Source organism: Enterococcus sp. MSG3299 (assembly GCF_050555765.1).
Classification (GTDB): Bacteria; Bacillota; Bacilli; order Lactobacillales; family Enterococcaceae; genus Enterococcus; species Enterococcus faecalis.
Genome location: NZ_CP187869.1, coordinates 1,451,703 through 1,478,264, shown reverse-complemented (window position 1 = coordinate 1,478,264; position 26,562 = coordinate 1,451,703). Strand labels below are relative to the sequence as shown.

The 26,562-nt window shown below is 39.2% G+C and carries 23 protein-coding genes; 20 read left to right on the top strand and 3 right to left on the bottom strand.

Annotation, left to right across the window (positions count from 1 at the left end; genetic code table 11):
- The first annotated feature begins 62 nt into the window (after window positions 1-62).
- The 15 genes from IGL23_RS07295 (at window position 63) to IGL23_RS07225 (ending at window position 15,826) form a co-directional block, all read left to right on the top strand.
- Window positions 63-767, top strand: a complete 705-nt coding sequence (locus IGL23_RS07295) for a CBS domain-containing protein (protein ID WP_002360173.1) — start codon at window positions 63-65, stop codon at window positions 765-767.
- Window positions 768-772: 5 nt separating this feature from the next.
- Window positions 773-1,249, top strand: a complete 477-nt coding sequence (gene lspA / locus IGL23_RS07290) for a signal peptidase II (protein WP_002360174.1) — start codon at window positions 773-775, stop codon at window positions 1,247-1,249.
- Complete coding sequence (locus IGL23_RS07285; RefSeq protein WP_002371061.1) at window positions 1,236-2,141, top strand: RluA family pseudouridine synthase; 906 nt, start codon at window positions 1,236-1,238, stop codon at window positions 2,139-2,141. Before lspA ends, IGL23_RS07285 begins: the two co-directional genes overlap by 14 nt.
- A 334-nt stretch (window positions 2,142-2,475) precedes the next feature.
- Window positions 2,476-3,018 carry a bifunctional pyr operon transcriptional regulator/uracil phosphoribosyltransferase PyrR gene (gene pyrR, locus IGL23_RS07280; RefSeq protein ID WP_373419613.1) on the top strand — a complete coding sequence of 181 codons (543 nt, stop codon included), beginning with the start codon at window positions 2,476-2,478 and terminating at the stop codon, window positions 3,016-3,018.
- A gap of 16 nt (window positions 3,019-3,034) precedes the next feature.
- Window positions 3,035-4,315 carry a solute carrier family 23 protein gene (locus IGL23_RS07275; RefSeq protein ID WP_002357410.1) on the top strand — a complete coding sequence of 427 codons (1,281 nt, stop codon included), beginning with the start codon at window positions 3,035-3,037 and terminating at the stop codon, window positions 4,313-4,315.
- A 13-nt stretch (window positions 4,316-4,328) separates the two neighbouring features.
- Entirely contained in the window at window positions 4,329-5,255 is a 927-nt protein-coding gene (locus IGL23_RS07270; RefSeq protein WP_002357411.1) for an aspartate carbamoyltransferase catalytic subunit, read from the top strand.
- A gap of 8 nt (window positions 5,256-5,263) precedes the next feature.
- Window positions 5,264-6,547: a dihydroorotase gene (locus tag IGL23_RS07265; RefSeq protein WP_002364044.1), complete on the top strand. Its 1,284-nt coding sequence runs from the start codon at window positions 5,264-5,266 to the stop codon at window positions 6,545-6,547.
- Between the two features lie 2 nt (window positions 6,548-6,549).
- Window positions 6,550-7,629: a carbamoyl phosphate synthase small subunit gene (locus IGL23_RS07260; RefSeq protein ID WP_002360175.1), complete on the top strand. Its 1,080-nt coding sequence runs from the start codon at window positions 6,550-6,552 to the stop codon at window positions 7,627-7,629.
- Window positions 7,629-10,811, top strand: coding sequence for a carbamoyl-phosphate synthase large subunit (gene carB, locus IGL23_RS07255; protein WP_033594788.1), 3,183 nt, complete (start codon window positions 7,629-7,631; stop codon window positions 10,809-10,811). The genes IGL23_RS07260 and carB overlap by 1 nt, the downstream gene beginning before the upstream one ends.
- Before the next feature lie 107 nt (window positions 10,812-10,918).
- Complete coding sequence (locus IGL23_RS07250) at window positions 10,919-11,710, top strand: dihydroorotate dehydrogenase electron transfer subunit (protein ID WP_002365731.1); 792 nt, start codon at window positions 10,919-10,921, stop codon at window positions 11,708-11,710.
- Window positions 11,707-12,645, top strand: coding sequence for a dihydroorotate dehydrogenase (locus IGL23_RS07245; protein ID WP_033594787.1), 939 nt, complete (start codon window positions 11,707-11,709; stop codon window positions 12,643-12,645). Before IGL23_RS07250 ends, IGL23_RS07245 begins: the two co-directional genes overlap by 4 nt.
- The gene (gene pyrF / locus IGL23_RS07240; protein ID WP_033594786.1) at window positions 12,635-13,348 is read left to right on the top strand and encodes an orotidine-5'-phosphate decarboxylase; all 714 of its coding nucleotides are present in this window, start codon (window positions 12,635-12,637) and stop codon (window positions 13,346-13,348) included. The genes IGL23_RS07245 and pyrF overlap by 11 nt, the downstream gene beginning before the upstream one ends.
- A 1-nt stretch (window position 13,349) precedes the next feature.
- Entirely contained in the window at window positions 13,350-13,982 is a 633-nt protein-coding gene (gene pyrE / locus IGL23_RS07235) for an orotate phosphoribosyltransferase (protein ID WP_033594785.1), read from the top strand.
- A 182-nt stretch (window positions 13,983-14,164) separates the two neighbouring features.
- Complete coding sequence (locus IGL23_RS07230) at window positions 14,165-14,878, top strand: carbonic anhydrase (protein WP_002382382.1); 714 nt, start codon at window positions 14,165-14,167, stop codon at window positions 14,876-14,878.
- A gap of 18 nt (window positions 14,879-14,896) precedes the next feature.
- Window positions 14,897-15,826, top strand: coding sequence for a LysR family transcriptional regulator (locus tag IGL23_RS07225; RefSeq protein ID WP_002361904.1), 930 nt, complete (start codon window positions 14,897-14,899; stop codon window positions 15,824-15,826).
- Window positions 15,827-15,874: 48 nt separating this feature from the next.
- Here IGL23_RS07225 and IGL23_RS07220 read toward each other — a convergent pair whose 3' ends face one another.
- Window positions 15,875-16,921 (bottom strand): GntR family transcriptional regulator, encoded by a 1,047-nt coding sequence (locus IGL23_RS07220; RefSeq protein ID WP_033594784.1) that lies wholly within the window; start codon window positions 16,919-16,921, stop codon window positions 15,875-15,877.
- 156 nt (window positions 16,922-17,077) lie between these two features.
- On the opposite strand from IGL23_RS07220, the gene IGL23_RS07215 reads away from it, so the two are divergent.
- From IGL23_RS07215 to IGL23_RS07200, 4 genes are all read left to right on the top strand, one after another.
- A complete protein-coding gene (locus tag IGL23_RS07215) occupies window positions 17,078-18,367 on the top strand; it encodes a glycoside hydrolase family 125 protein (RefSeq protein ID WP_033594783.1) in 1,290 nt (429 codons plus the stop codon).
- An 11-nt stretch (window positions 18,368-18,378) separates the two neighbouring features.
- Window positions 18,379-21,069: an alpha-mannosidase gene (locus tag IGL23_RS07210; RefSeq protein ID WP_002384461.1), complete on the top strand. Its 2,691-nt coding sequence runs from the start codon at window positions 18,379-18,381 to the stop codon at window positions 21,067-21,069.
- Between the two features lie 161 nt (window positions 21,070-21,230).
- Window positions 21,231-22,409, top strand: coding sequence for a pyridoxal phosphate-dependent aminotransferase (locus IGL23_RS07205; RefSeq protein WP_002365726.1), 1,179 nt, complete (start codon window positions 21,231-21,233; stop codon window positions 22,407-22,409).
- Between the two features lie 110 nt (window positions 22,410-22,519).
- Window positions 22,520-23,410 carry a phosphate ABC transporter substrate-binding protein PstS family protein gene (locus IGL23_RS07200; RefSeq protein ID WP_002357425.1) on the top strand — a complete coding sequence of 297 codons (891 nt, stop codon included), beginning with the start codon at window positions 22,520-22,522 and terminating at the stop codon, window positions 23,408-23,410.
- Window positions 23,411-23,451: 41 nt separating this feature from the next.
- Here the strand turns inward: IGL23_RS07200 and pnpS are convergent, their stop codons facing one another.
- Window positions 23,452-25,227: a two-component system histidine kinase PnpS gene (gene pnpS, locus IGL23_RS07195; protein ID WP_033594782.1), complete on the bottom strand. Its 1,776-nt coding sequence runs from the start codon at window positions 25,225-25,227 to the stop codon at window positions 23,452-23,454.
- On the bottom strand, window positions 25,224-25,934 hold the full coding sequence (locus tag IGL23_RS07190; RefSeq protein ID WP_002357427.1) for a response regulator transcription factor: 711 nt from the start codon (window positions 25,932-25,934) through the stop codon (window positions 25,224-25,226). The genes pnpS and IGL23_RS07190 overlap by 4 nt, the downstream gene beginning before the upstream one ends.
- 162 nt (window positions 25,935-26,096) lie before the next feature.
- On the opposite strand from IGL23_RS07190, the gene IGL23_RS07185 reads away from it, so the two are divergent.
- Entirely contained in the window at window positions 26,097-26,561 is a 465-nt protein-coding gene (locus IGL23_RS07185) for a DUF523 domain-containing protein (protein ID WP_002364031.1), read from the top strand.
- Window position 26,562: the final 1 nt, after the last annotated feature.

Sequence of the window (26,562 nt, the reverse complement as noted above, 5' to 3'; positions counted from 1 at the left end):
GTAGCTCAATAAAAAATGATGACGGAAATTTATTGCGTAGTTTATTATAAGGAGCAACGACTATGGGGGAACGAGCAGATACATTTTTAGCACACTTTAATCGCATTGAAAAGTGGATGAGAGAGAGACTGAACAATCCTGTCAATATGGGATTCAGTGAAATGACAAGACGTCTTTCCCGAAAAGAAAAAGGACAGATTGCTCAATTTGAAGAGGATTTGCTTCAAATGGCTCAGTTAAGAAATGCCATCGTTCATGAGCGAATTGCTGATGATTTTGTAATTGCAGAGCCAAACGAATGGGCAGTTCAACGAATTGAAACGATTGAACAAGCTTTAACAAAACCAGAAAAAGTAGTGCCTAAATTTGCGAAACGTGTTACAGCTTTTGAAATCACCACTTCTTTAGAAACGTTATTAACGATTATTGCAAAAAAACAATATTCTCAATTTCCGATTTATGAAAAAGGTGTATTTAAAGGATTAATCACGGTTCGAGGGATTGGTGTATGGTTTGCCATTGAGAGCACCAAAGGAGAAGTTCACATTGCCAACCGAACGGTGCGAGAATTGTTGGCATCAAATTATAAACGCAGCAACTATCAATTTGTTTCAATTGAAGCAACCGTTTTTGAAGTTGAACAAATGTTTCGGGAGCAGCCACGCTTAGAAGCTGTGCTTATTAGTAAAAGTGGCCATCCTAATGGTGAGTTAGTAGGCATTGTTCGACCAAGAGATTTAGCAAGTATTCATAGAGAAAAGGAATGACGCGATTGTTAGTAGTATATTTTTTAATCAGTGCCTTATTAGTAGGGCTTGACCAATGGAGCAAATATTTGACGGTCCAAAACATTTCTTTGGGTGAAACAAAAGAATTCATTCCTGGATTTTTGTCGCTGACCCATTTAAGAAATACCGGAGCCGCTTGGAGCTTATTAGAAGGAAAGATGATATTCTTTTATGTCATCACAGTAATTGTTAGTGTCGTGATTATTTATTTATTAATTAAGAATTATAAAAAAAGTATCTGGTATTCTGTAGGTTTATCTTTTGTCTTAGCAGGTGCCATTGGGAATTTTATTGATCGTGTACGTTTAGGCTACGTGGTGGACATGCTCCAAACGGATTTTATGAATTTTCCTATTTTTAATGTTGCAGATAGTACGTTAGTGGTCGGCGTTATTTGTATATTTATTTATTTGATTTTAGATGAAAAAGCAGCAAAGGAAGGCAAAAATGGAACAAATTAACGTAACGATTCAAACAGAAAAAGGCCGGATTGATAAAGTATTAAGTGAACATTTACCCAATCATTCCCGCTCGCAAATTCAACAATGGTTAAAAGAAAAACACGTAACAGTTAATGGTGAAACGGTCCGCGCAAATTACAAAGTTACAGCAGGCGATGAAATTGTTGTAACAATTCCTGAACCAGAAGTTCTAGATATGGTAGCAGAGGATATTCCTTTGACCATTGTTTATGAAGACAATGATGTGATTGTTGTCAATAAACCTCAAGGCATGGTTGTTCATCCTTCGGCAGGGCATCCCAATGGTACATTAGTGAACGCGTTACTTCATCATGCGGATCACTTATCGGCGATTAATGATGTGGTGCGACCGGGAATTGTTCATCGAATTGATAAAGATACTTCGGGGCTATTGATGGTGGCTAAAAATGATCAAGCCCATGAATCATTAGCGAAACAGCTAAAAGAAAAAACATCATTACGTAAATACGTTGCCTTGGTCCACGGTGTTATTCCTCACGATAAGGGAGAGATAAATGCGCCTATTGGTCGTTCCAAGGTTGACCGCAAAATGCAAGCGGTCATTGAAGGCGGTAAAGAAGCAGTCACGCATTTTACTGTTTTAGAGCGTTTTGATGCATTTACCTTAGTTGAATTACAACTAGAAACAGGCCGGACACATCAAATCCGTGTTCACATGAAATATATCGGTTATCCATTAGCTGGAGATCCATTATATGGACCGAAAAAAACGTTGCCTGGCAATGGACAATTTTTACATGCGAAGTTATTAGGCTTTACACATCCTACTACAGGTGAACAATTAGTCTTTGAAGCGCCTTTACCAGAAGTTTTTGAAAAAACTTTACACCAATTAAGAAATAATCATTGATTTTTTTCTGAAGAAGAGGTAAACTCTTTTTTAAGAAGAAAAATAACTAAATAACTGTAACCTTTAAGTTTAGTCCCGTGAGGCTAAGAAGGAATCATGCAAAAGAACACTAGGTGCGCTTAGTTAGTAAGTTGTGTGGGCTACATGGTACCCTTGTACCTTTTTAAACTGTAACCAACATCCTCCTATCCTCATACGGGTAGGAGGATTTTTTGTTGGAAAAAATAACAGGACAATTTCAATAAAAACCCACTTATTTTTCAGCTGCTCAATTGAAGGAAGAATCGCTGACCCCAAGACAGCGAGGACGTAGATAAAAAAGAATGAGGAGGAAATTATTATGTCAAAGAAAGAAGTTGTTGACGCAGTCACAATGAAACGAGCGCTTACTCGAATCTCGTATGAAATTATTGAAAGAAACAAAGGAATTCAAGACATTGTTTTAGTAGGAATTAAAACGCGTGGGATATACATTGCACAACGTCTAGCCGAACGCTTAAAACAATTAGAAGATATTGACGTGCCAGTTGGTGAATTAGATATTACTTTGTATCGTGATGATGTGAAAGATATGGAGGAACCTGAATTACATTCTTCTGACGTACCAGTCTCAATTGAAGGTAAAGAAGTTATTTTAGTGGATGATGTCTTGTACACGGGCCGGACCATTCGTGCTGCGATGGACGCTGTTATGGATTTAGGTCGTCCGAGAAAAATCTCTTTAGCAGTCTTAGTAGATCGTGGGCATCGGGAACTACCGATTCGTGCCGATTATGTAGGAAAAAATATTCCAACATCAAAAACTGAGGAAATTATTGTGGAAATGGAAGAGCGTGACGGCGCAGATCGTATTATGATCAGTAAAGGAAACGAATAAAAAGGAGTGAACAACGTTGTCAGAAAAAGAATTTCGAAATGAGGATGCAGTCTTAGATATTAAAGACAGACCGCAAGCTTTTCACTGGGTTGGCCTAAGTTTACAACATTTATTTACGATGTTTGGCGCAACGGTTTTAGTACCAATCTTAGTGGGAATTGACCCAGGGATTGCGTTAGTCAGTTCAGGATTAGGAACAATGGTCTATCTGATTACTACAAAAGGAAAAATCCCCGCTTATCTTGGCAGTAGCTTTGCTTTTATTGCAGCGATGCAGATGTTAATGAAGAGTGATGGTTATCCAGCCATTGCCCAAGGTGCTATGACAACCGGCTTGGTATACCTAATCGTTTCATTAATCATTAAAAAAATTGGTTCCGACTGGTTGGATAAAATTTTACCGCCTATCGTTGTAGGACCTGTCGTGATGGTTATCGGTTTAGGCTTGGCAGCTAATGCCGCAAATAACGCAATGTATAACAACAACGTTTATGATTTTAAATATATTGCCGTAGCCTTAATTACTTTAGGTTTAACCATTTTTTACAACATGTTTTTCAAAGGCTTCCTAGGATTAATTCCAATTCTTTTAGGAATTGTCAGTGGGTACCTAGTCGCTTTAGCTTTCGGAATTATTGACTTAACCCCTATTAAAGAAGCTGCTTGGTTTGCTTTACCGAATTTTGAAGTACCTTTTGTTCAATATGAACCGAAATTGTATTTAAATGCCATTACAACAATGGCACCAATTGCTTTTGTAACAATGACAGAACATATTGGTCATTTAATGGTCTTGAATAAATTAACCAAGCGCAACTTTTTCCAAGACCCAGGCTTATCTAAAACTTTAATGGGAGATGGCTTAGCGCAAATTGTAGCAGGTTTTGTTGGTGGACCACCAGTTACAAGTTATGGTGAAAATATCGGCGTGCTGGCAATTACAAGAGTACACAGTGTCTTCGTGATTGGTGGAGCCGCGGTGTTCGCTGTAGCTTTAGGCTTTGTTGGAAAATTAAGTGCCTTGATTCTAAGTATCCCAGGACCAGTTATTTCAGGAATTAGTTTCGTCTTGTTCGGTGTGATTGCCGCAAGTGGTTTGAAAATCTTAATCGATAATAAGATTAATTTTGATAAGAAAAAGAATTTATTGATTGCTTCAGTAATTTTAGTCATCGGCATTGGTGGCTTAGTCTTCAAAGTAGGAACCTTTGAATTGTCTTCAATGGCATTAGCAACCGTCTTAGGAATTGTTTTGAATTTAATTTTACCGGAAAACGCACGTAGCGAAGAACAGTAGGAGGACTGGACGAATGATTATTACATCTGAACGAATTAGTTTAAAACATCTTTTAACTGCTGAGGCTTTAACCGACCGTGAAGTCATGGGGTTAATCCGTCGCGCAGGAGAATTTAAACAGGGAGCAAAATGGCACCCAGAAGAACGTCAATATTTTGCAACAAACTTGTTTTTTGAAAATAGTACTCGAACACATAAAAGTTTTGAGGTAGCTGAGAAAAAATTAGGCTTAGAAGTGATTGAGTTTGAAGCAAGTAGAAGTTCTGTTCAAAAAGGAGAAACGTTATACGACACAGTACTAACGATGTCGGCAATTGGTGTAGATGTAGCAGTCATTCGTCATGGTAAAGAAAATTATTACGATGAATTGATTCAAAGTAAAACGATTCAATGTTCTATTATTAACGGTGGGGACGGGAGTGGACAACACCCTACACAATGTTTATTGGATCTGATGACCATTTATGAAGAATTTGGTGGATTTGAAGGCTTGAAAGTGGCGATTGTGGGAGATATTACACATTCTCGCGTTGCTAAATCAAATATGCAGTTATTAAACCGTTTAGGCGCTGAAATTTATTTTTCAGGTCCAGAAGAGTGGTATGATCATCAGTTTGATGTCTATGGACAATATGTGCCGCTAGATGAAATTGTTGAAAAAGTCGATGTGATGATGTTGCTTCGCGTGCAGCACGAACGTCATGATGGTAAGGAAAGTTTTTCAAAAGAAGGCTATCATTTGGAATATGGTTTAACCAACGAACGGGCAACTCGTTTACAGAAACACGCAATTATTATGCATCCAGCGCCAGTCAATCGGGATGTTGAACTGGCAGATGAATTAGTGGAAAGTCTGCAATCAAGAATCGTCGCGCAAATGAGTAATGGAGTCTTTATGCGCATGGCAATTTTAGAAGCAATTTTACATGGAAAGGCCTAGGTGGAGAAATGAAGACGTTAATTAAGAATGGAAAAATCATCAAAAAAGAGAATCAATTGATTGAGGCAGCACTTTGGCTAGAAAATGGTGTGATTCACGCAATCGGAGAATCGTTTGACGAAGCAGATTTTGAGCAAGTGTTTGATGCGAAAGGCCAACTAATCACGCCAGGCTTGGTGGATGTGCATGTTCACTTTAGAGAACCAGGCTTTACGTATAAAGAAACGATTAAAACGGGTAGTAAAGCTGCTGCTCGCGGTGGTTTTACTACGGTTTGCGCAATGCCCAATTTGAATCCAGTACCAGATACGGCTGAAAAATTAAGTGAGGTTTACGACTTAATTCAAAAAGATGCAGTCGTGAAAGTTTTACAATATGCCCCCATTACAGAAGAGCTACGGAGTGAAGTTTTAACCAATCAGAAGGCCTTAAAAGAAGCGGGCGCCTTTGCATTTACGAATGATGGTGTTGGTGTCCAAACGGCAGGAACGATGTACTTAGCCATGAAAGAAGCGGCTGCATTAAATATGGCACTTGTTGCGCACACGGAAGATGAATCTTTATTATTTGGTGGTGTGATGCATGAAGGAGAAGTTTCTAAGAAATTAGGCCTACCAGGGATTTTAAGTGCAACGGAAGCTTCGCAAATTGCTCGGGATATTACTTTAGCAAAAGAAACAGGCGTTCATTATCATGTTTGTCATGTTTCAACAGAAGAAAGTGTGCGCGTTATTCGAGATGCTAAAAAAGCAGGGATTCACGTAACAGCCGAAGTTTCGCCACACCATTTAATTTTAGTCGATGAGGATATTCCTGGTGACGAAGGGTTTTGGAAAATGAACCCGCCATTACGTGGTTTAGCAGATCGACAAGCATTGATTGACGGCTTGTTAGATGGCACGATTGACTGTATTGCTACCGACCATGCGCCCCATGGTTTAGAAGAAAAGCAACAATCATTTTTAAACGCACCTTTTGGCATTGTCGGTAGTGAAACGGCCTTCCAATTGATTTATACGAACTTTGTCGAAACAGGCATTTTCACATTAGAACAAGTGATTGATTGGATGGCAGTGAAACCGGCAGAAATTTTTGGATTAAACGCAGGAACACTAACAATTGGTGCACCAGCAGATATTGCAGTTTTTGACTTAGCAACAGCTGCACCAATTGATGCAGAAGCATTTGAATCAATGGCTGTCAATACACCATTTACAGGGTGGACAGTCAAAGGAAAGACACTTATGACATTTGTTGACGGAGCATTAGCTTGGTCGGAGGAGGCGCAGTAGGTTTGAAAAGGTTATTGATTTTAGAAGACGGAACAGTATTTGAAGGAAAAGCGTTTGGTGCAGAAGGCAATGTAGTAGGAGAAGTTGTTTTTACTACTGGCATGACAGGTTACCAAGAAGCAATTACTGACCAAAGTTTTAATGGACAAATGATTACTTTTACGTATCCATTAGTTGGAAATTACGGGGTCAACCGAGATGATTATGAATCCATTGCACCAACCTGTAAAGGTGTCATTGTTAAAGAGCATGCGCGGGTTGCTTCAAATTGGCGTCAACAAATGACCTTGGATGAATTTTTAAAGCGCAAAGGGATTCCGGGAATTTCAGGAATTGATACGCGTGCGCTGACTCGTAAGTTACGATCAGCTGGAACAATGAAAGGGAGCATCATTGATGCCGTGGATGATTTGCCGCATGCATTTGATCAACTAAAAGCGACGGTCATGCCGAAAAATCAAGTGGCACAAGTCTCCACTACTAAACCTTATCCGAGTCCAGGTATTGGGCGTAATGTAGTCGTCGTTGATTTCGGGTTGAAACATAGTATTTTGCGAGAATTATCAAAACGGCAATGCAACTTAACCGTGTTGCCTTATAATACAACGGCCGAAGAGATTTTAGAATTAAGTCCCGATGGTGTCATGTTGACAAATGGGCCTGGAGATCCCAAAGATGTGCCTGAAGCTATTGAAATGATTCAAGCAATCCAAGGAAAAGTTCCAATTTTCGGCATCTGCTTAGGTCATCAGTTATTTTCATTAGCAAATGGTGCGGATACGTATAAGATGAAGTTTGGACATCGCGGTTTGAATCATCCTGTACGAGAAATTGCAACAGGACGCATTGATTTCACTTCACAAAATCACGGATATGCCGTAGATGAAGCAACAATTGATCCAGAAAAATTACTTGTGACCCACGTGGAAGTCAATGATGGAACGGTTGAAGGCGTGCGTCATCGAGATTATCCAGCTTTTACTGTGCAATATCACCCAGATGCGGCTCCAGGACCGCACGATGGTCTTCATTTATTTGACGAATTTATGGAATTAATGGATGCATGGAAGGAGCAAAACTAATGCCAAAACGAACGGACATCAAGAAAATCATGGTGATTGGTTCAGGACCAATCATTATTGGACAAGCAGCAGAATTTGACTATGCAGGCACACAAGCCTGTTTAGCGCTAAAAGAAGAAGAGTATGAAGTTGTCTTAGTAAACTCAAATCCAGCGACTATCATGACCGATAAGGAAATCGCGGATCATGTTTATATCGAACCGATTACTTTAGAATTTGTTTCAAGAATTTTGCGAAAAGAACGTCCTGATGCTCTTCTACCAACATTAGGTGGTCAAACTGGATTAAATATGGCGATGGAATTATCGGAATCAGGAATTTTAGATGAGCTAAATGTAGAATTGCTAGGAACAAAGCTCAGTGCGATTGACCAAGCGGAAGACCGTGATTTATTTAAACAATTGATGGAAGAATTAGAACAACCGATTCCAGAAAGTGAAATTGTCAATACGGTGGAACAAGCCGTGGCTTTTGCCAAACGAATTGGCTATCCAATTATCGTTCGTCCCGCATTTACTTTAGGTGGAACAGGCGGCGGCATGTGTGATACGGAAGAAGAACTCCGTCAGATTGCCGAAAACGGTCTGAAATTATCACCAGTTACACAATGTTTAATTGAAAAAAGTATTGCTGGTTTTAAAGAAATTGAATATGAAGTGATGCGTGATTCGGCTGATAATGCGATTGTGGTTTGTAACATGGAAAACTTTGATCCTGTCGGTATTCACACTGGGGATTCGATTGTTTTTGCTCCGAGTCAAACCTTATCAGATTATGAATACCAAATGTTGCGAGATGCGTCTTTGAAAATTATTCGTGCATTAAAAATTGAAGGTGGCTGTAATGTTCAATTAGCTTTGGATCCGCATAGCTTTAATTATTATGTGATTGAAGTTAATCCTCGTGTTTCTCGCTCATCTGCACTTGCTAGTAAAGCCACAGGGTATCCCATTGCGAAGTTAGCTGCAAAAATTGCTGTTGGTTTAACATTAGATGAAATGAAAAATCCAGTTACTGGAACCACTTATGCCGAATTTGAACCGGCTTTGGACTATGTTGTTTCCAAAATTCCTCGTTGGCCTTTTGACAAATTTGAAAAAGGTGCTCGAGAACTAGGAACGCAAATGAAAGCAACCGGGGAAGTCATGGCAATTGGCCGCAACATTGAAGAATCCTTATTAAAAGCAGTTCGTTCTTTAGAAATTGGTGCTTATCACAACGAGTTAGCAGAACTAAGTCATGTCAGTGATTTAGAATTAACGAAGAAAATGGTCCATGCGCAAGATGATCGATTGTTCTACTTATCAGAAGCCATTCGGAGAGGATATAGCATCGAAGAATTACAAAGTTTAACGAAAATTGATTTATTCTTCTTGGATAAACTTTTACACATTATCGAAATTGAAACGACCCTTGAAAGCCACGCGGACAACGTAGTTGCCTTGAAAGAAGCCAAACAAAATGGTTTTTCTGATCGGAAAATTGCGGCACTTTGGGGACAAACAGAACAAGCCATCGCTGACTTCCGCAGAGCCAATCAAATTGTGCCCGTCTATAAAATGGTGGATACGTGTGCTGCAGAGTTTGAATCACATACGCCTTATTTTTATAGCACGTATGAAGTGGAAAACGAAAGCAATGTTTCGAAAAAGCCTTCTGTACTAGTATTAGGTTCTGGTCCCATTCGCATTGGTCAAGGGGTCGAGTTTGATTATGCAACCGTTCATTCTGTCAAAGCAATCCAAGCGGCTGGTTATGAAGCAATTATTATGAATAGTAATCCTGAAACAGTTTCAACAGATTTCTCTGTTTCTGATAAATTATACTTTGAGCCATTAACTTTAGAAGATGTCATGAATGTGATTGATTTAGAAAATCCGATTGGCGTGATCGTCCAATTTGGTGGACAAACAGCGATTAATTTAGCTGAGCCGCTCACAAAACAAGGCGTTAAAATTCTTGGAACAACGATTGAAGATTTAGATCGTGCGGAAAATCGTGATTTATTTGAACAAGCTTTGCAAGAGTTAGAGATTCCTCAACCACCAGGAGATACGGCCACAAGTGCAGAAGAAGCAGTCGTGATTGCTGATCGTATCGGCTATCCCGTTTTAGTGCGTCCAAGTTATGTTTTAGGTGGTCGTGCAATGGAAATTGTCGAAAATCAAAAGGATTTGGAAGATTATATGCGACATGCAGTCAAAGCTTCTCCAGAACATCCTGTCTTGGTTGATAGCTATTTATTGGGACAAGAATGTGAAGTTGATGCCATTTGTGATGGTGAAACAGTACTAATTCCAGGGATTATGGAACATATTGAACGAGCTGGCGTTCATTCTGGCGATTCAATGGCGGTTTATCCACCGCAGTATCTTTCTCAAGAAATTCAGGCAACAATTGCCGATTATACAAAAAAACTAGCACTTGGTTTAAACTGTGTAGGCATGATGAATATTCAATTTGTTATTCATGAAAATCGTGTTTATGTGATTGAAGTGAATCCTCGTGCGAGTCGAACAGTTCCTTTCTTAAGTAAAATCACAGGGATTCCGATGGCCCAAGTTGCTACAAAAGCGATTCTTGGTGAGAAACTGACTGACCTAGGATATCAAGATGGATTATACCCTGAAAGTAAACAAGTTCATGTGAAAGCCCCTGTGTTCTCCTTTACGAAACTACAAAAAGTAGATACGTACTTAGGGCCTGAAATGAAATCAACTGGGGAAGTTATGGGTAGTGATTATTATTTAGAAAAAGCCTTGTATAAAGCCTTTGAAGCATCTGGCTTGCATTTGCCAAGTTATGGAGCTGTACTTTTCACCATTGCTGATGAAACAAAAGAAGAGGCGTTAGAAATTGCTAAGCGTTTTTCAGCAATTGGCTATAGTTTAGTCGCAACGGAAGGAACCGCTGACTTTTTAGCGAAGCATCAGTTGCCTGTTAAGAAAGTGACGAAAATTTCTAATCCTGAAGGGGAAACCGTGCTGGATGTCATTCGTAATGGGAATGCACAAGTGGTAATCAATACCATGGATAAAAATCGTTCCAGTGCCAACCAAGATGGGTTTTCAATCCGTCGGGAAGCAGTCGAACATGGGATTCCATTGTTTACCTCACTTGACACAGCGAATGCGATTTTAAAAGTTTTAGAATCAAGAGCCTTTACGACAGAAGCCATTTAAGCAAAAATCTGGAACAATCGTCTGAGGAGGACTGTTCCAGATTCTTTTACGAAGAAATAGAAAATCATTTATAGGGGAATCAGAGAATAAAGGAGTGAAGGATACTGATGCAGAGAAAGCAAGAAATGATGACCATTGTAGCTCAAAAACAGTTAGCGCCACGGATTTATCAGTTAGACTTACAAGGCGAGTTAGTGAAAGAGATGACACGACCTGGACAGTTTGTGCATATCAAGGTTCCGCGTGCAGATTTACTTTTGCGGCGACCGATTAGCATCAACCAAATTGATCATTCGAACGAAACCTGTCGTTTGATTTATCGAGTCGAAGGCGCTGGAACGGAAGTGTTTGCCACCATGAAGGCTGGTGAACAATTAGATATTTTAGGTCCTTTAGGAAACGGCTTTGATATAACTACCGTAGCAGCTGGTCAAACTGCTTTTATCGTTGGCGGAGGAATCGGGATTCCCCCATTGTATGAATTATCAAAACAACTCAATGAAAAAGGCGTGAAAGTGATTCATTTTCTTGGTTATGCATCAAAAGAGGTTGCTTATTACCAACAAGAATTTATGGCATTAGGAGAAACACATTTTGCCACAGATGACGGCTCGTTTGGCGCTCATGGCAACGTGGGCCGTTTATTGTCAGAAGCGTTAGCAAAAGGACGGATCCCTGATGCAGTTTATGCTTGTGGTGCGAATGGTATGTTAAAAGCAATTGATTCTTTATTTCCAACACATCCACACGTTTACCTTTCTTTAGAAGAACGGATGGCCTGTGGAATTGGGGCTTGCTATGCCTGCGTTTGCCATAAAAAAGGAGACACTACTGGAGCAAAAAGTGTCAAGGTCTGTGATGAAGGTCCGATTTTTAAAGCAAGTGAGGTTATCTTATGATGAAAAATCCTTTAGCTGTTTCAATTCCAGGTTTAACATTAAAAAATCCAATTATTCCCGCCAGTGGTTGCTTTGGGTTCGGGGAAGAATATGCTAACTATTATGACCTTGATCAATTAGGTTCAATTATGATTAAGGCAACAACCCCCCAAGCACGATATGGAAATCCCACACCACGTGTAGCTGAAACACCTAGTGGTATGCTAAATGCCATTGGATTGCAGAATCCAGGCTTAGACGTGGTTATGCAAGAAAAATTACCAAAATTAGAAAAATACCCTAACTTACCGATTATTGCAAATGTTGCAGGTGCTTGCGAAGAGGACTATGTGGCTGTTTGCGCAAAAATTGGGCAAGCGCCTAACGTCAAAGCAATTGAACTGAATATTTCCTGTCCCAATGTGAAACATGGCGGCATAGCTTTTGGTACAGATCCAGAGGTTGCTTTTCAATTAACACAAGCAGTCAAAAAAGTCGCCTCTGTTCCGATTTATGTTAAACTATCACCAAACGTAACGGACATTGTGCTAATCGCCCAAGCAATTGAAGCAGGGGGCGCAGACGGTTTTTCTATGATTAATACATTGCTAGGGATGCGCATTGATTTAAAAACGAGAAAACCTATTTTAGCCAATCAAACTGGCGGACTATCTGGCCCAGCCATTAAACCTGTTGCTATTCGCTTAATCCGACAAGTCGCCAGTGTTTCTCAGTTGCCAATTATTGGAATGGGCGGTGTTCAAACAGTGGATGATGTCTTGGAAATGTTCATGGCAGGTGCTAGCGCTGTCGGTGTTGGTACGGCCAACTTTACAGATCCATATATTTGTCCGAAGTTGATTGACGGATTACCTAAGCGAATGGAAGAGTTAGGTATTGAATCGTTGGAACAATTAATTAAAGAAGTGAGAGAGGGGCAGCAAAATGCACGATAGACCAATTATTGCGTTAGATTTTCCCACGCAAAAAGAAGTGGCTGTTTTTTTAGAAAAATTTCCTAAGGAAGAAGCCTTGTTTGTTAAAGTGGGGATGGAACTTTTTTACGCAGAAGGACCAGCGATTGTTCGCTGGCTTAAAGAACAAGGACATGATGTTTTCTTGGATTTAAAATTACATGATATTCCGAATACTGTGGAAAAAGCGATGACAAATTTAGCAAAATTAGGCGTTGCCATTACCAATGTCCATGCAGCAGGGGGCGTTCGAATGATGCAAACAGCTAAGGAAGGTCTAATCAAAGGGACTCAGCCAGGCGCTAAGGTTCCTGAGTTAATTGCTGTAACCCAGTTGACTTCTACTAGTGAAGAAGAGATGCACCACGATCAATTAATCAACGTTTCTTTAGAGACAAGTGTCATTCATTATGCTAAATGTGCGGAAAAAGCGGGTCTGGATGGAGTGGTTTGCTCGGCCTTAGAAGCACGTGGTATTCAAGAAGCAACCAAGCAGACGTTTATTTGCTTAACACCTGGTATTCGCCCAGCGGGAAGTGCGGTAGGTGACCAGCAACGGGTCGTTACGCCGCAACATGCTCGCGAAATCGGGTCCACATATATCGTTGTTGGCCGACCTATTACCCAAGCAGAAAATCCTTATGAAGCCTATCAAGAAATCAAAAAAGACTGGAGCGGAAAGTAACATGACAAAAGTAGCAAAAAAGATTGCCAAAGATTTATTAGATATTGAAGCGGTATTTTTAAACCCTAATGAGCCGTTTACCTGGGCTAGTGGCATAAAAAGCCCGATTTATTGTGATAACCGTATCACGATGAGTTATCCTGCTGTGCGTAAAGAAATTGCAGAAGGCTTAGCGGCAAAAATTAAAGAGACTTTCCCAGAAGTCGAAGTGATTGCTGGGACAGCTACCGCAGGGATTCCACATGCGGCATGGGTAGCCGATATTTTAGGATTACCAATGGTTTATATCCGCAGTAAAGCCAAAGACCACGGCAAAGGGAATCAAATTGAAGGCCGAATTTCTGAAGGACAAAAAATGGTAGTTATCGAGGATTTAATTTCAACCGGCGGTAGCGTGTTAGAAGCGGCAGAAGCGGCGGAACGTGAAGGAGCAACGGTTTTAGGCGTTGCGGCAATCTTCACTTATGAGTTACCCAAAGGAACGGTAAATTTTGCAGATAAACAGATGACGTTACTAACGTTAACCAATTATTCAACTTTAATTGATGCTGCATTAGAAGCAAATTATATCGAAGAAAAAGATGTTACCTTATTACAAGAATGGAAAAAAGATCCTGAAAACTGGGGCAAATAAACGTTGAACTAAAGATAGTTCTTGTCGTCTGATTTTTAGTGTCATTTTCAGTAACCAGATTTAACGGTAGGAGAACTTAGGTCATTTGCCGAGGAGCGTAATGATCTAAGTTCTTTTGTTTGACGTAGAAAAGATGTTAGGATAGAGTTTTAACATGAGTTTTACCTGATTACTATGTGGAAATGAAGGAAGAGTGTATGAAAAAAATAAAAAATATGGACGTTGAATGGAGCTATACAGGCAACGATGGACCGGAACATTGGCATACGCTATGTGACTGGTTTGCAGAAGGTGCTAAGTTTGCTTATCAATCGCCAATTGCTTTAGAAAAAGAAAGTGCTGAGACAGTAAATTCTCAGATTACGTTTCATTATAAAAAAGAAGAATTCACTGAAAAGGAATTCAAAAATACGTTTCATTTTGTACCACCAAATACGGAAAGTTACGTAATGTTTGAAAATGTTGCGTATCATTTAACCGATATTCATTTTCATATGCCTAGCGAACATTTGCTATCGGGAAAGCAGTATCCGCTAGAATTCCATTTGGTTCATATGAACGATGCTGGCGAAAATTTAGTTGTCGGTTGCCTGTTTACCATCACTGAGGAAGAAAATCGTTTTTCAGAAGCGAATCATCCGATGGACTGGGAAAACGGCACGCACCAACAATGGTTTAATCCGTCAATCTTTTTACCAGAGGAGCGTCTACACTACCATTATGTAGGCTCGTTAACAACACCGCCAACTAAGGGTCCAGTGAAATGGTTTGTATTTGATACCATTCAAAAAATGGATCAAGCCTTTTTAAATAAGATCAAGGAAGGTATGTTGGCCTTTAACAATCGGCCCCTTCAGCCGTTGAATGGGCGTAAGATTTATTTTTCAAATGATTAGTGTGTGGAGGAAAAAGTGTTGAATATTCAACAAATGAAGTATGTTGCTGCCATAGCTAACAATGGGAGTTTTCGGGAAGCAGCCAAAAAACTATTTATTACACAACCTAGCTTGTCAAATAGTATTCGAGAATTAGAAGAAGAACTAGGAATTTCCCTCTTTTTACGTACTAATAAAGGCGCTTTTTTAACAGAAGAAGGAATGGTTTTTTTAGAACAAGCAGAGAAAGTCTTAGTTCAAATGGAGTTATTGGAAAATCGCTATCGCGAGACAGTGACCAGCGAACGATTCTCCATCTCTTCGCAACATTACGATTTTTTAGGTGAGGTAATTGCCAAAGTTCTTAAAAAGTATGGGGATCAATATAAAGATTTTCGTGTCTTTGAAACCACGACCTTAAAAGTAATTGAAGACGTCAAAGGATTTCACAGTGAGCTGGGGATTATTTATTTAAATGAACAAAATAGTGTCAGTATTGAACGGTATTTAGAACAAGCTAATCTAGCCTACGAGGTAATTAGTACTTTTAATACACACATTTTTTTAGGAAATCATCATCCTTTAGCCAAGCAAAAAGAAATTCATTTAGAGGAATTAGTTCCCTATCCACAAGTTCGCTTTAATCAAGAAGGAAGCAATTTTTCCTATTTTTCTGAAGATTTAGTTGAAATTCCTGAACAGGAATCGGTCATTCATACTACGGATCGTGGAACCTTGATGAATTTGTTGGTAGAAACCAATGCTTATGCTTCTGGTTCAGGAGTCGTAACGGGTTTTACGAAGAAAGAAATTCGGTTAGTGCCATTGGCGCCAGCTTTGGAAAATCGTATTTGTTTACTCTTTCCCAAAAATCGGGAAATCAGTCCAATTGGTCGCTACTTTATCAAAGAATTAAAAGCGTTGTTTAAAAAAGAGGTAGATACCAAAACGTTTAGCACTAAGGAATAAAAAGAAGGAACTATCAGTGATTTGACTGATAGTTCCTTCTTTTTTGGCTCATTTTGAAACAGTAGAAATGGTTTCTCTTTCAATTAATGTTACAGGCACTTGAATGTCTTCTATGATTTGAAGGTCTTGTTGCATCGTTTGTAATAACACTTCGCCAGCTAGTTTTCCCATTTCTTTAAAGTCTTGCGCCATGGTTGTTAATGGAGGTTCGACAAATGCTGCTGCTTGAATATCGTCAAAACCAATAATCGATAATTCTTCTGGCACATGAATACCTAGGTTTTTACAGTTTCGTAAACAATGTAACGCGCTGAAGTCATTATCGCAGACCACGGCTGTGAGTTGGTGCGCCTCAAAACACTGTTTAAAGTTGTGTTCATCTAAGAGATTGGTTTCCGTGATTGCTGTATGAAATGCCAGATTGGCTTCTTTTAAAGCTTGGAGATAACCTAAATAACGTTGCCGAACGGATTGTAGGGCTGGACTTCCTGAAAGGATATATCCAATTTTCGTATGTCCTAAGCCAATTAAGCGTTCGGTTGCTGTTTTACCACCAGCAAAGTTGTCTGATTGAATGGTTGCAAAAGGCAAATCATGGATCTTTTTATCCAAGACAACGACTGGAAAATTCATCAGAGCCAACTCGAACAGTAAGTCGAGATAGTCATTACTAGTAGCAGCATAATAGACAAGCCCGGCAAACTCATTCACAATGTCCGCAGCATTTTTCTCTCTCAAAAAATTAGGCGAGGTCATAAAGACTTCTAAACCAGCTGCTTGAATAGTAGGGGCCAAACCGCTATAGAAATTTCCTACTGATAAATCGTCTGCAAAAGGCAATAAAAAAAGAACTTTATTTAAAGAGGTATGGAGAGGGTGCTTTGGTGCTTGAACAAAACTTCCTTTTCCTTGGTGACGTTGGATTACGCCTTGCGTTTCCAACTCAGTTAGCGCTCGTTTGGACGTAATTCTACTGACGTTAAACTGAGCCGATAATTCTTTTTCGGTAGGCACTTGCGCTCCAACAGGCAATCGCCCTGAATCAATTTCATTTTGTAAATAATCAATAATTTGTTGATATAATGGTTGCTTCATTCATTTCACCTCACAATAAGATATATCTTATTTATAGTTTACCATAAATTAATTGGTTTTAAAATGAAAAAAATGATCGAAATCACTAGACAAAGTGAAATGTAAACGCTATAATTCAATTGTTAAATGATATATCAAATTTAAGAGGTGACGAGAATGGTTTATACAGAAGTTCCAAAATCCGTAGCAACATTTATGGAGACAATTACAGAAAAATGCGGTGAAGCACATCAAGATTGGGCAAAAAACTTTCAGGCGGCCTTTGCCAATACTTTATTAACAACAGTGAAACGTCAAGAAGATGGTACTACCTTTTTATTAACAGGCGATATTCCAGCAATGTGGTTGAGAGACTCAACAGCGCAAGTTCGTCCCTATTTAGTGATTGCGAAAGAAGACGAAGATCTTGCTCAAATGATTGCTGGGTTGGTTAAGCGCCAGTTTCGTTATATTTGCATTGATCCTTATGCCAATGCGTTTAATGAAACAGATAATCATGCAGGCCATCAAACTGATAAGACCGAAATGAATGGCTGGATTTGGGAACGGAAATATGAAATTGATTCATTATGTTACCCGGTCCAATTAGCCTGTTTACTTTATAAAAATACTGGGATGACCGAACAATTTAATTCAGATTTTGTGGAAGGCGTCAAAAAAATTCTCAACGTTTTTACAACAGAACAAGATCACGCACAGTCACCTTATTTATTTGAACGAGATACGTGGCGTCAAGAAGATACGTTGGTTGAAGCAGGGAAAGGAACGCCAGTCGGCAAAACAGGGATGACATGGTCAGGCTTCCGTCCTAGTGATGATGCCTGCCAATATGGTTACTTAGTTCCTTCTAATATGTTTGCAGTCGTAATTTTAGGCTATATTCAAGAAATTTTCTCTGATGTTTTAGAAGATGCTACGATTGTGGCGATTGCTAAAAAATTACAAGAAGAGATTGAAGAAGGCATCCAAACATTTGGACGAACAAAAAATCAAAATAACGAAACGATTTATGCGTATGAAGTGGATGGCTTAGGCAATGCAAGCGTGATGGATGACAGTAATGTTCCCAATTTAGTAGCAGCCCCTTATCTGGGTTATTGTTCAACAGAGGATGAACAATATTTAACAACGCGTCAAACCTTATTAAGTAAAGAAAATCCTTACTTCTATGAAGGCAAATACGCGAAAGGGATTGGTAGCTCGCATACACCAGAAAATTACGTGTGGCCGATTGCTTTAGCAATGGAAGGAATGACAACCAAAGATAAAGCTGAAAAAGAACGAATTTTAGATTTATTAGTTGCCACAGATGCGGGGACTCATTTGATGCATGAAGGTTTTGACGTAGATAATCCTGAAAATTATACAAGAGAATGGTTTTCATGGGCTAATATGATGTTTTGTGAATTAGTTATGGATTATTTTGACATCCGAGTGGAAAAATAGGAGGAAAAGTGATGACAAAGAAAAAAGTCTATATTGTTTCCCATAGTCATTGGGATCGTGAATGGTATCTTCCTTATGAAGAACATCATATGCGCTTAATTGAATTAGTGGATAATGTATTAGATTTAATTGAAAATGATCCAGAGTTTAACAGTTTCCATTTAGATGGACAAACGATTATCTTAGACGACTATTTACAAGTTCGCCCAGAGAAAAAAGAAGCCGTGAAAAAAGCTGTCCAAGCAGGCAAACTAAAAATCGGACCATTTTATATTTTACAAGATGACTTTTTAATTAGCTCTGAATCCAATGTTCGAAACATGCTGATTGGGCATTTAGAAAGTCAAAAATGGGGAGCACCAGTTCAATTAGGTTACTTCCCGGATACATTTGGTAACATGGGTCAAACGCCTCAAATGATGCAATTAGCAAATCTGCCTGCGGCTGCCTTTGGACGCGGGGTGAAACCGATTGGCTTTGATAACCAAGTCTTAGAAAGCGACTATAGCTCACAATATTCTGAAATGTGGTGGGAAGGTCCTGACCAAACGAAAATTTTCGGCTTGCTTTTTGCGAACTGGTATAGTAACGGGAACGAAATTCCTTCAGAAAAAGAAGCGGCAATCGCTTTTTGGAAACAAAAATTGGCTGATGTGGAACGTTACGCTTCCACAAACCATTTATTGATGATGAATGGGGTCGACCACCAACCTGTACAAAGAGATATTACTAAGGCCATCGCTTTAGCCAATGAACTATTCCCAGAATATGAATTTATTCATTCCAATTTCGATGACTATTTGAAAGCTGTTCAAGAGGAGTTACCAGAAGATTTAGGAACAGTAACAGGCGAATTAACGAGTCAAGAAACGGATGGCTGGTACACATTAGCCAATACTTCTTCTGCTCGCGTCTATTTAAAACAGTGGAACACAAAAGTACAACGCCAATTAGAAAATATCGCAGAACCTTTAGCAGCAATGGCTTACGAAGTAACTGGCGACTACCCACATGACCAATTTGATTATGCTTGGAAAACATTGCTTCAAAACCATCCGCACGATAGCATTTGTGGCTGTTCTGTCGACGAGGTTCACCGAGGCATGATGACTCGCTTTGAAAATGCCAATGATGTCGGGCATTTCTTAGCAGATGAAGCAACACGACAATTAACAGAAGCAATTGATACAAGTGTTTTCCCAGAAAAAGCGCACCCGTTTGTTTTATTTAATACTAGTGGCTATCAGAAAACGGAGGTTGTCACTGTGGAAGTGGAGATTGAACGATTGCCATTTTATACAGGAAAACCTGAAGATCTTTATCATGAATTAAAACAAAAAGCCACCCCAGATTATCAAGTGATTGATCCAACTGGAAAAGCCGTTGCAAGCCGTATTGTCAAAGAAGATGTTCGTTTTGGTTACGATTTACCTAAAGATGCTTTCCGTCAACCGTACATGGCTAAATACTTAACGGTCGAATTATCTGTCAAAGAAATGGCGCCATTCTCTTGGGATAGCTTTGCATTGATTCAAGGAAAAACGAAAGCTTTTGAAGGAAGTCTTTTGGCTCAACCAGCAACAAATGAAATGGAAAACGAATTTATTCAAGTGAAAATTGAAAACAATGGTAGCTTAACCATTGCTGACAAAAAAACAGGAGAAACATTTTCAAAATTGTTAACATTTGAAGATACTGGCGACATTGGGAATGAATATATCTTTTTCAAACCGACCGAAGACCAAGGAATTACAACCGAAAATGTAACGGCTGAAATTACGAATAAAGAAAATTCCCCTGTAAAAGCAAGTTATCAAATTAAACAAACCGTCATGTTACCAGTTTCAGCAGATGAACGATTAGAAGAAGAACAAAAGGCTGTTCGTGAGTTTAGAGAACGCCAAGCACAACGTTCAACGACGCTTCGCCCGTTCGAAATAACGACAGTGGTTACAATGATCAAAGAAAGTAACCAATTATTCTTTGAAACAACCATTAATAATCAAATCAAAGATCATCGTTTACGCGTGCTTTTCCCAACTGGCATGGTCACAGAAACACACGAAGCGGATAGTATTTATGAAGTCGTGACACGACCAAATCAAGTAAGCGACGCATGGGAAAATCCAACAAACCCGCAGCACCAACAAGCGTTTGTGAATGTTCATGACCAAAATAAAGGCGTGACTATCTTCAATGAAGGCTTAAATGAGTATGAAGTATTGGCAGATGGAACCATTGCGGTCACATTAATTCGTTGTGTTGGCGAACTAGGTGATTGGGGCTATTTTGCGACACCAGAAGCACAATGCCAAGGAGAATATACCTTTAAATATGGTTTGTCATTGCATGGAAAACCAGAAGAACGCTTTGCTACGTATCAACAAGCCTATAGTGCACAAATTCCTTTTACTGCAGCTACTACTACGCGTCATGAAGGTAAACTAGCACCGAACCATGTCTATTTGACAACGGCAGAAGGACCAATTGGTTGGACAGCCGTTAAACGTCAAGAGCAAACAAATCATTTAGTCGTTCGTGGCTTTAATCTAACAGCGCAAAATATTCCTTGTGAACTTCACAAAGAGACACAACCAGCGACTTGTTTAACAAATGTATTAGAAGAACCGTTGACACCAGCGATAGAAGTTGATGCACCATTACGTCCGTTTGAAATTCGGACATGGCGTTTCGAAAAATAAATAAATAGGAGAACTTTGTTGAAAAGGACAAAGTTCTCCTATTTTCTTCTCTGTCGTTTTTTTGAGATATTTATAATAAAAATCTAGCGAAACAATGAGAAAATCATTCATTTTACGGTCAATTTGTGCTACTATAACGTCAACTGAAGGAGTGAAGCTAAATGGATTTAACCAATCGTTTTAATCGTCAAGTAAATAAAATTGCTGTTTCTTTAATTCGTCAATTTGACGAACAAGTCTCAGGAATTGAAGGTATTTTAAAATTAACGCTAGGAGAGCCAGATTTTAACACACCTGAGCATGTCAAAAAAGCAGCCAAAGAAGCAATTGATGCGAATTTTTCTCATTATACAGGGATGTCTGGTTTGTTAGATGTTCGTGAAGCAGCCGCTTATTTTATGAAAGAAAAGTACCATTTGACTTACCAGCCTGCGACAGAAATTTTAGTAACAGTTGGAGCAACAGAAGCGATTTCAGCTTCGTTATTAGCAATTTTAGAACAAGGTGACAAAGTGCTATTGCCAGCACCTATTTACCCAGGGTATGAACCAATTATTACATTGGCGGGGGCGGAGCCGGTATATTTGGATACACGAGACAACGATTTTGTCTTGACCCCTGAAATGATTGAAGCGGCAATGGCCGAGCATGGGGAACAAGTCAAAGCAATTATTTTAAATTATCCTAGCAACCCAACTGGTGTCACCTATAACCGCCAAGAGTTGCAAGCAATTGCTGATGTTCTAAAAAAATACGACATTTTTGTGATTAGCGATGAAATTTATAGTGAGTTAACTTATGATGAGAGTCATGTTTCGATTGCTGAAATGTTACGTGACCAAACGATTTTAATTAACGGTTTGTCGAAATCACATGCCATGACAGGCTGGCGGATTGGCTTTATTTTTGCACCAGCGATTTTAACAGCGGAGATCATTAAAGTTCATCAGTATTTAGTTACTGCGGCTGCAACTGTGTCTCAAAAAGCGGCTGTTCGTGCCCTAATCGAAGGAATGCATGATGCTGAAATTATGAAAGAAGAGTATCGGAAACGGCGCGATTTTGTTTATGAACAGATGACTCAATTGGGGTTTGAAGTTGCGCGTCCAAATGGCGCCTTTTATATTTTTGCTAAGATTCCTACTGGTTATGAACAAGATTCTATGAAATTTTGTATTGATTTAGCGCAAAAAGAAGCAGTAGCGTTGATTCCAGGTATTTCTTTTGGTCCAGAAGCAGAAGGATACGTCCGAATTAGTTATGCGTCCGATATGGATAAATTAACAACGGCCATGGAACGAATTGCACATTACATGGCGACACAACGCGTAACGCACTAGCCTTTATAGATTCTTTACACACCTTTACCTTTTATTTACATTTAATTGAAACAGAATTAACAGAGTCTTGGTAGACTAAACTTGTAACTAATTGAAAAGGAAGTGCAAAGATGAAAAAACGTGTAATTGCAGCAACTATGCTGAGTCTAGGGTTATTATTAACTGGGTGCGGAGCTCAAGGAGGCACAACTGAAAAATCCAGCGAAGCGGATAGTAACAAACCAGTTAAAATTGTCGCTGTTGGTTCCACCGCTTTACAACCGTTAGTAGATGCTGCGAAAGATCAATTTACACAAGAACATCCTAATTATACAGTTTCTGTCCAAGGTGGCGGCAGCGGAACAGGACTTTCGCAAGTTGCAGATGGCGCAGTGACCATTGGAAATTCCGATGTGTTTGCCGAAGAGAAAGATGGCGTGGATGCCTCTAAATTAGTTGATCATCGGGTGGCCGTGGTCGGTATGGGACCAGTGGTCAACAAAGAAGTCGGCGTGAAGAATTTAACAAAGCAACAATTGATTGATGTCTTTACTGGCAAAGTCAAAAACTGGAAAGAAGTGGGCGGCAAAGATCAAGAAATCGTCGTAATAAACCGCGCAAACGGAAGTGGCACCCGAGCAACATTTGAAAAATGGGGCTTAGATGGAGCTAAACCAGTTCAATCACAAGAACAAGATTCTTCGGGAACAGTTCGTAAAATTGTTGAACAAACACCAGGAGCAATCAGCTATTTAGCTTTTTCTTATATGGATGATTCCACCGTTGCCTTAAGCATTGATGGTGTTGAACCAAAAGAAGAACACGTGAAAGACAATTCATGGAAAATCTGGTCTTATGAACATATGTATACAAAAGGGGAGCCTAATAAAGAAGTAAAAGCCTTCTTAGACTATATGGTCACCGATGATGTTCAAAAGACAATTGTCAAAGACTTAGGTTATTTAGCCATCACAGACATGCAAGTAGAACGTGATGTAAATGGAAAAGTAACTGAAAAATAAACAAAAAAACTCAGCCAATAAACAGGATTGGCTGAGTTTTTTTAGGCTTCTTTTTTTGTTAAAGGCAAGGTGATTGTAAAAGTGGTCCCTAAGCCTAAGTGACTATCAATGGCGATTTTACCGCCTAATAATTCTGTGTAATTTTGGACAATAGCTAGACCTAGACCGGTGCCACCAGAATGACGGCTACGTGCTTTATCGACACGATAGAACCGTTCAAAGATCCGTTCTTGGTCTTTTTGACTAATGCCAATGCCAGTATCTTGAACAGATAAACGTAATTGCTGATTTTCAATAGCATAAGAAATAGTAATCTGTCCATTTTCTTGGGAATACTGAATGGCATTTTCAATTAGATTCTTCACGATTGGATAAAACAATTCGTATTTGGTGAAAAACTGGCTCTCTGGCAGACCATGAACGACTGTTTTCAGCTGTTTTGCTGCCAATTGTTGCTGATAAGAGCTGAGAATTTCTGTAATAAATTTTTCTAAAGTAATTTCTTGTTCCGCATAAGGAATTGTTGCACTGCCTCGAGAAAGTTCTAAAATTTCTTGAATTAATTGTTGCAGACGCTGGGCATCTTTTTGCATGATGTGCAAAAATTGATCAAGAACTTCCGGATCTTCTTTGGCGCCATCTATGAGTGTCTCGGTAAAGCCCAAAAGAGAAGTGACAGGCGTTTTTAATTCATGAGACACATTTGATACAAAATCTTTTTGCATTTTTTCTAGTTGGCGAACGCGCGTTAAATCATAGGCAATTCCTAACACTTGATAATCATTGGCGCTTTGATCATCCAAGTAACGAAGAGAAAGATCTAAGCGTAAAGGTGTTGGTCCTTGTGTCACAGTAATTTCTTGATGTAAACTGTTTTTTTCAGCGACGACTTGATGGATTAAATGAATCAAATCGGCGTCTTGAATCACTTCAAGATAATTGCTTTGCATATTTTTAGCAGAGAGTCCTAACATTTCCTGCATTTTAGGGTTCAACAGACGAAGCCGTCCTTGCGTATCAATGATAAAGACACCAATCATCAGCTCATCTAAAAGTTCGTGAAATTGCTCATCCGCAGACGTATACGCTTTATACGTTTGACTTACTTGTTGACTCAGTAAGTTAATAGTTTCGTAAAGTTCATTCCATTCAGAAGATTGCTGGATAATGGATCGATTTTCATCTGGATGTTTAAGCATTCGTTTCAGAATCGGTAAGACAGTCACTAGCGGTTGATTTTTTTGCCGTAACAATAAAAAGATAAACAAGGTAATTAGTAGGAACAAGATGCCAAATGTAAAGATAATATAGCGACGAAAAGATTGGATATTTTTAGAAAATAGCGCGGTTTGTTCCGAAATCCGAATAATGCCAACGATTTCTCCTGATTTTAAAACGGGCGTGGCAACGTACAGAAGTTCTTTATTTAACGTTTTACTCTTTCGTAAAGCTGAACCATAGGTAGCTCCTGATAGAACCGCAGCGATTTCAGGCCGTTTTTTGTGCGACTCTAGCGGTTCATTTTGGCTGCTGTCAAAAAAGACGGTACCATTTTTTTGCAACAAAGTTACCCGTTCTTCTGCATCATCTAACGCATGGGTGACAAGGAGTTGTTGTTGGTTTGTCAGTTGCCCTTTTTCGAAAACGGAAGGGGGCAACTGGTCTGTTAAAAGGGTATTTTTTCTTCTTAAATAGGTTTCTTGCTGAGCAACCATTTCTTTTTGAAAGAAAAAATTGGTCGCTGCAATACTCCCGACAAATAATAAAAGCATGACTGCCGCAACTAAAAAATATTCAATCCGCAGTCTCTTTTTCATCGTTTTGGCTCCTGAAAACGGTAGCCAAAGCCACGGACAGTTACTAAGTAAACGGGCCGTTTGGGATCAGGCTCGATTTTATCACGTAAATGACTAATGTGGACATCGACGATGCGACTTTGTCCAGCGAAGTCATATTGCCAAATTCGTTCCAACAAGGTTTCCCGATTAATGACCCGATCTTTGCGTTTCATGAAGTAAACGAGTAATTCAAATTCTTTTGGTGTTAGTTCAATGGGCTGATTGCGCACAAAGACTTCATAATTTTGTTCATCCACACGAATCTCGCCAATCACAAGCGGAGCTTTAGGTGTGTCCTCTTGAAGCGTTTCGGTCGTGGTAGGTTTTAAACGACGGAAAATAGCTTTCATGCGTGCTAGGACTTCTCTGGGACTAAAAGGTTTTGTTAAATAATCATCTGCCCCAATTTCTAAGCCGATGATTTTATCTACTTGTTCATCTTTGGCAGTTAAAATCAAAATAGGCGTGTCAATTTTTTCTCGACGAAGTGCTTTGGTAATTTCTAAGCCATCCATACCAGGAAGCATTACATCTAAAATTATAAAATCATATTGATTAGACAAAGCTAATTCGAAGCCGTTTTTACCATCTTCGGAAGTAGTCACCTGATAGCCTTCTTTTTCCAAATTAAAGGTTAACAAAGTTAAAATCGATGGTTCATCATCGACGACAAGAACTTTTTTCATTTACATAACTCCTTCAAGAAATTTCTGAAAATAAGTGTATATTTCACTATTGTTAGTTTAACATATTTTTAGAGGAAGAACGTACTTTAAAGTAAGCGAGAATGCTACTTTTGAGAAAAGTCAACTCATGGTATAATAGAGAAATGAAATGAGGAGAAGCGAATGATTGGTATTAGTAGTTGCTTAGGTGGGATTTGTTGCCGTTACGATGGAAAATCTCAAGAACAAGAAGCGTTAAAACAACTTGTAACTAATGGAAAAGCAATAATGATTTGTCCCGAAGTTTTAGGAGAGTTGCCCATTCCACGTCCGCCAGCAGAAATCATTGGCGGGGACGGCTTCGATGTTTGGGCGAATACTGCTTATGTATATACGGATAACGGGGAAGATGTCACTGAGGCATTTAAAGCAGGGGCACAACGCGCGTATCAAAAATTAAAAGCCCAACAAATTACAACCTTGATTTTGAAAGAAAAAAGTCCCAGCTGTGGCAGCCAGCTGATTTATGATGGACAATTTTCTGGCATTAAAAAAGCTGGAGTTGGAGTCGCAACTGCTTATTTTATTCAACAAGGAATGACCGTTTATTCTGAAGAAACATGGCAACTTGCGGACATTTCTTTTTAGA

What these genes read in the sequence shown, in the direction of transcription:
- IGL23_RS07295 (WP_002360173.1), top strand. Translation starts at nt 63, where the DNA reads ATGGGGGAACGAGCAGATACATTTTTAGCACACTTTAATCGCATTGAA.
- IGL23_RS07285 (WP_002371061.1), top strand. Translation starts at nt 1,236, where the DNA reads ATGGAACAAATTAACGTAACGATTCAAACAGAAAAAGGCCGGATTGAT.
- IGL23_RS07270 (WP_002357411.1), top strand. Translation starts at nt 4,329, where the DNA reads ATGATTATTACATCTGAACGAATTAGTTTAAAACATCTTTTAACTGCT.
- IGL23_RS07265 (WP_002364044.1), top strand. Translation starts at nt 5,264, where the DNA reads ATGAAGACGTTAATTAAGAATGGAAAAATCATCAAAAAAGAGAATCAA.
- carB (WP_033594788.1), top strand. Translation starts at nt 7,629, where the DNA reads ATGCCAAAACGAACGGACATCAAGAAAATCATGGTGATTGGTTCAGGA.
- IGL23_RS07250 (WP_002365731.1), top strand. Translation starts at nt 10,919, where the DNA reads ATGCAGAGAAAGCAAGAAATGATGACCATTGTAGCTCAAAAACAGTTA.
- IGL23_RS07245 (WP_033594787.1), top strand. Translation starts at nt 11,707, where the DNA reads ATGATGAAAAATCCTTTAGCTGTTTCAATTCCAGGTTTAACATTAAAA.
- pyrF (WP_033594786.1), top strand. Translation starts at nt 12,635, where the DNA reads ATGCACGATAGACCAATTATTGCGTTAGATTTTCCCACGCAAAAAGAA.
- pyrE (WP_033594785.1), top strand. Translation starts at nt 13,350, where the DNA reads ATGACAAAAGTAGCAAAAAAGATTGCCAAAGATTTATTAGATATTGAA.
- IGL23_RS07230 (WP_002382382.1), top strand. Translation starts at nt 14,165, where the DNA reads ATGAAGGAAGAGTGTATGAAAAAAATAAAAAATATGGACGTTGAATGG.
- IGL23_RS07220 (WP_033594784.1), bottom strand. Translation starts at nt 16,921, where the DNA reads ATGAAGCAACCATTATATCAACAAATTATTGATTATTTACAAAATGAA.
- IGL23_RS07215 (WP_033594783.1), top strand. Translation starts at nt 17,078, where the DNA reads ATGGTTTATACAGAAGTTCCAAAATCCGTAGCAACATTTATGGAGACA.
- IGL23_RS07210 (WP_002384461.1), top strand. Translation starts at nt 18,379, where the DNA reads ATGACAAAGAAAAAAGTCTATATTGTTTCCCATAGTCATTGGGATCGT.
- IGL23_RS07205 (WP_002365726.1), top strand. Translation starts at nt 21,231, where the DNA reads ATGGATTTAACCAATCGTTTTAATCGTCAAGTAAATAAAATTGCTGTT.
- IGL23_RS07200 (WP_002357425.1), top strand. Translation starts at nt 22,520, where the DNA reads ATGAAAAAACGTGTAATTGCAGCAACTATGCTGAGTCTAGGGTTATTA.
- pnpS (WP_033594782.1), bottom strand. Translation starts at nt 25,227, where the DNA reads ATGAAAAAGAGACTGCGGATTGAATATTTTTTAGTTGCGGCAGTCATG.
- IGL23_RS07190 (WP_002357427.1), bottom strand. Translation starts at nt 25,934, where the DNA reads ATGAAAAAAGTTCTTGTCGTCGATGATGAACCATCGATTTTAACTTTG.
- IGL23_RS07185 (WP_002364031.1), top strand. Translation starts at nt 26,097, where the DNA reads ATGATTGGTATTAGTAGTTGCTTAGGTGGGATTTGTTGCCGTTACGAT.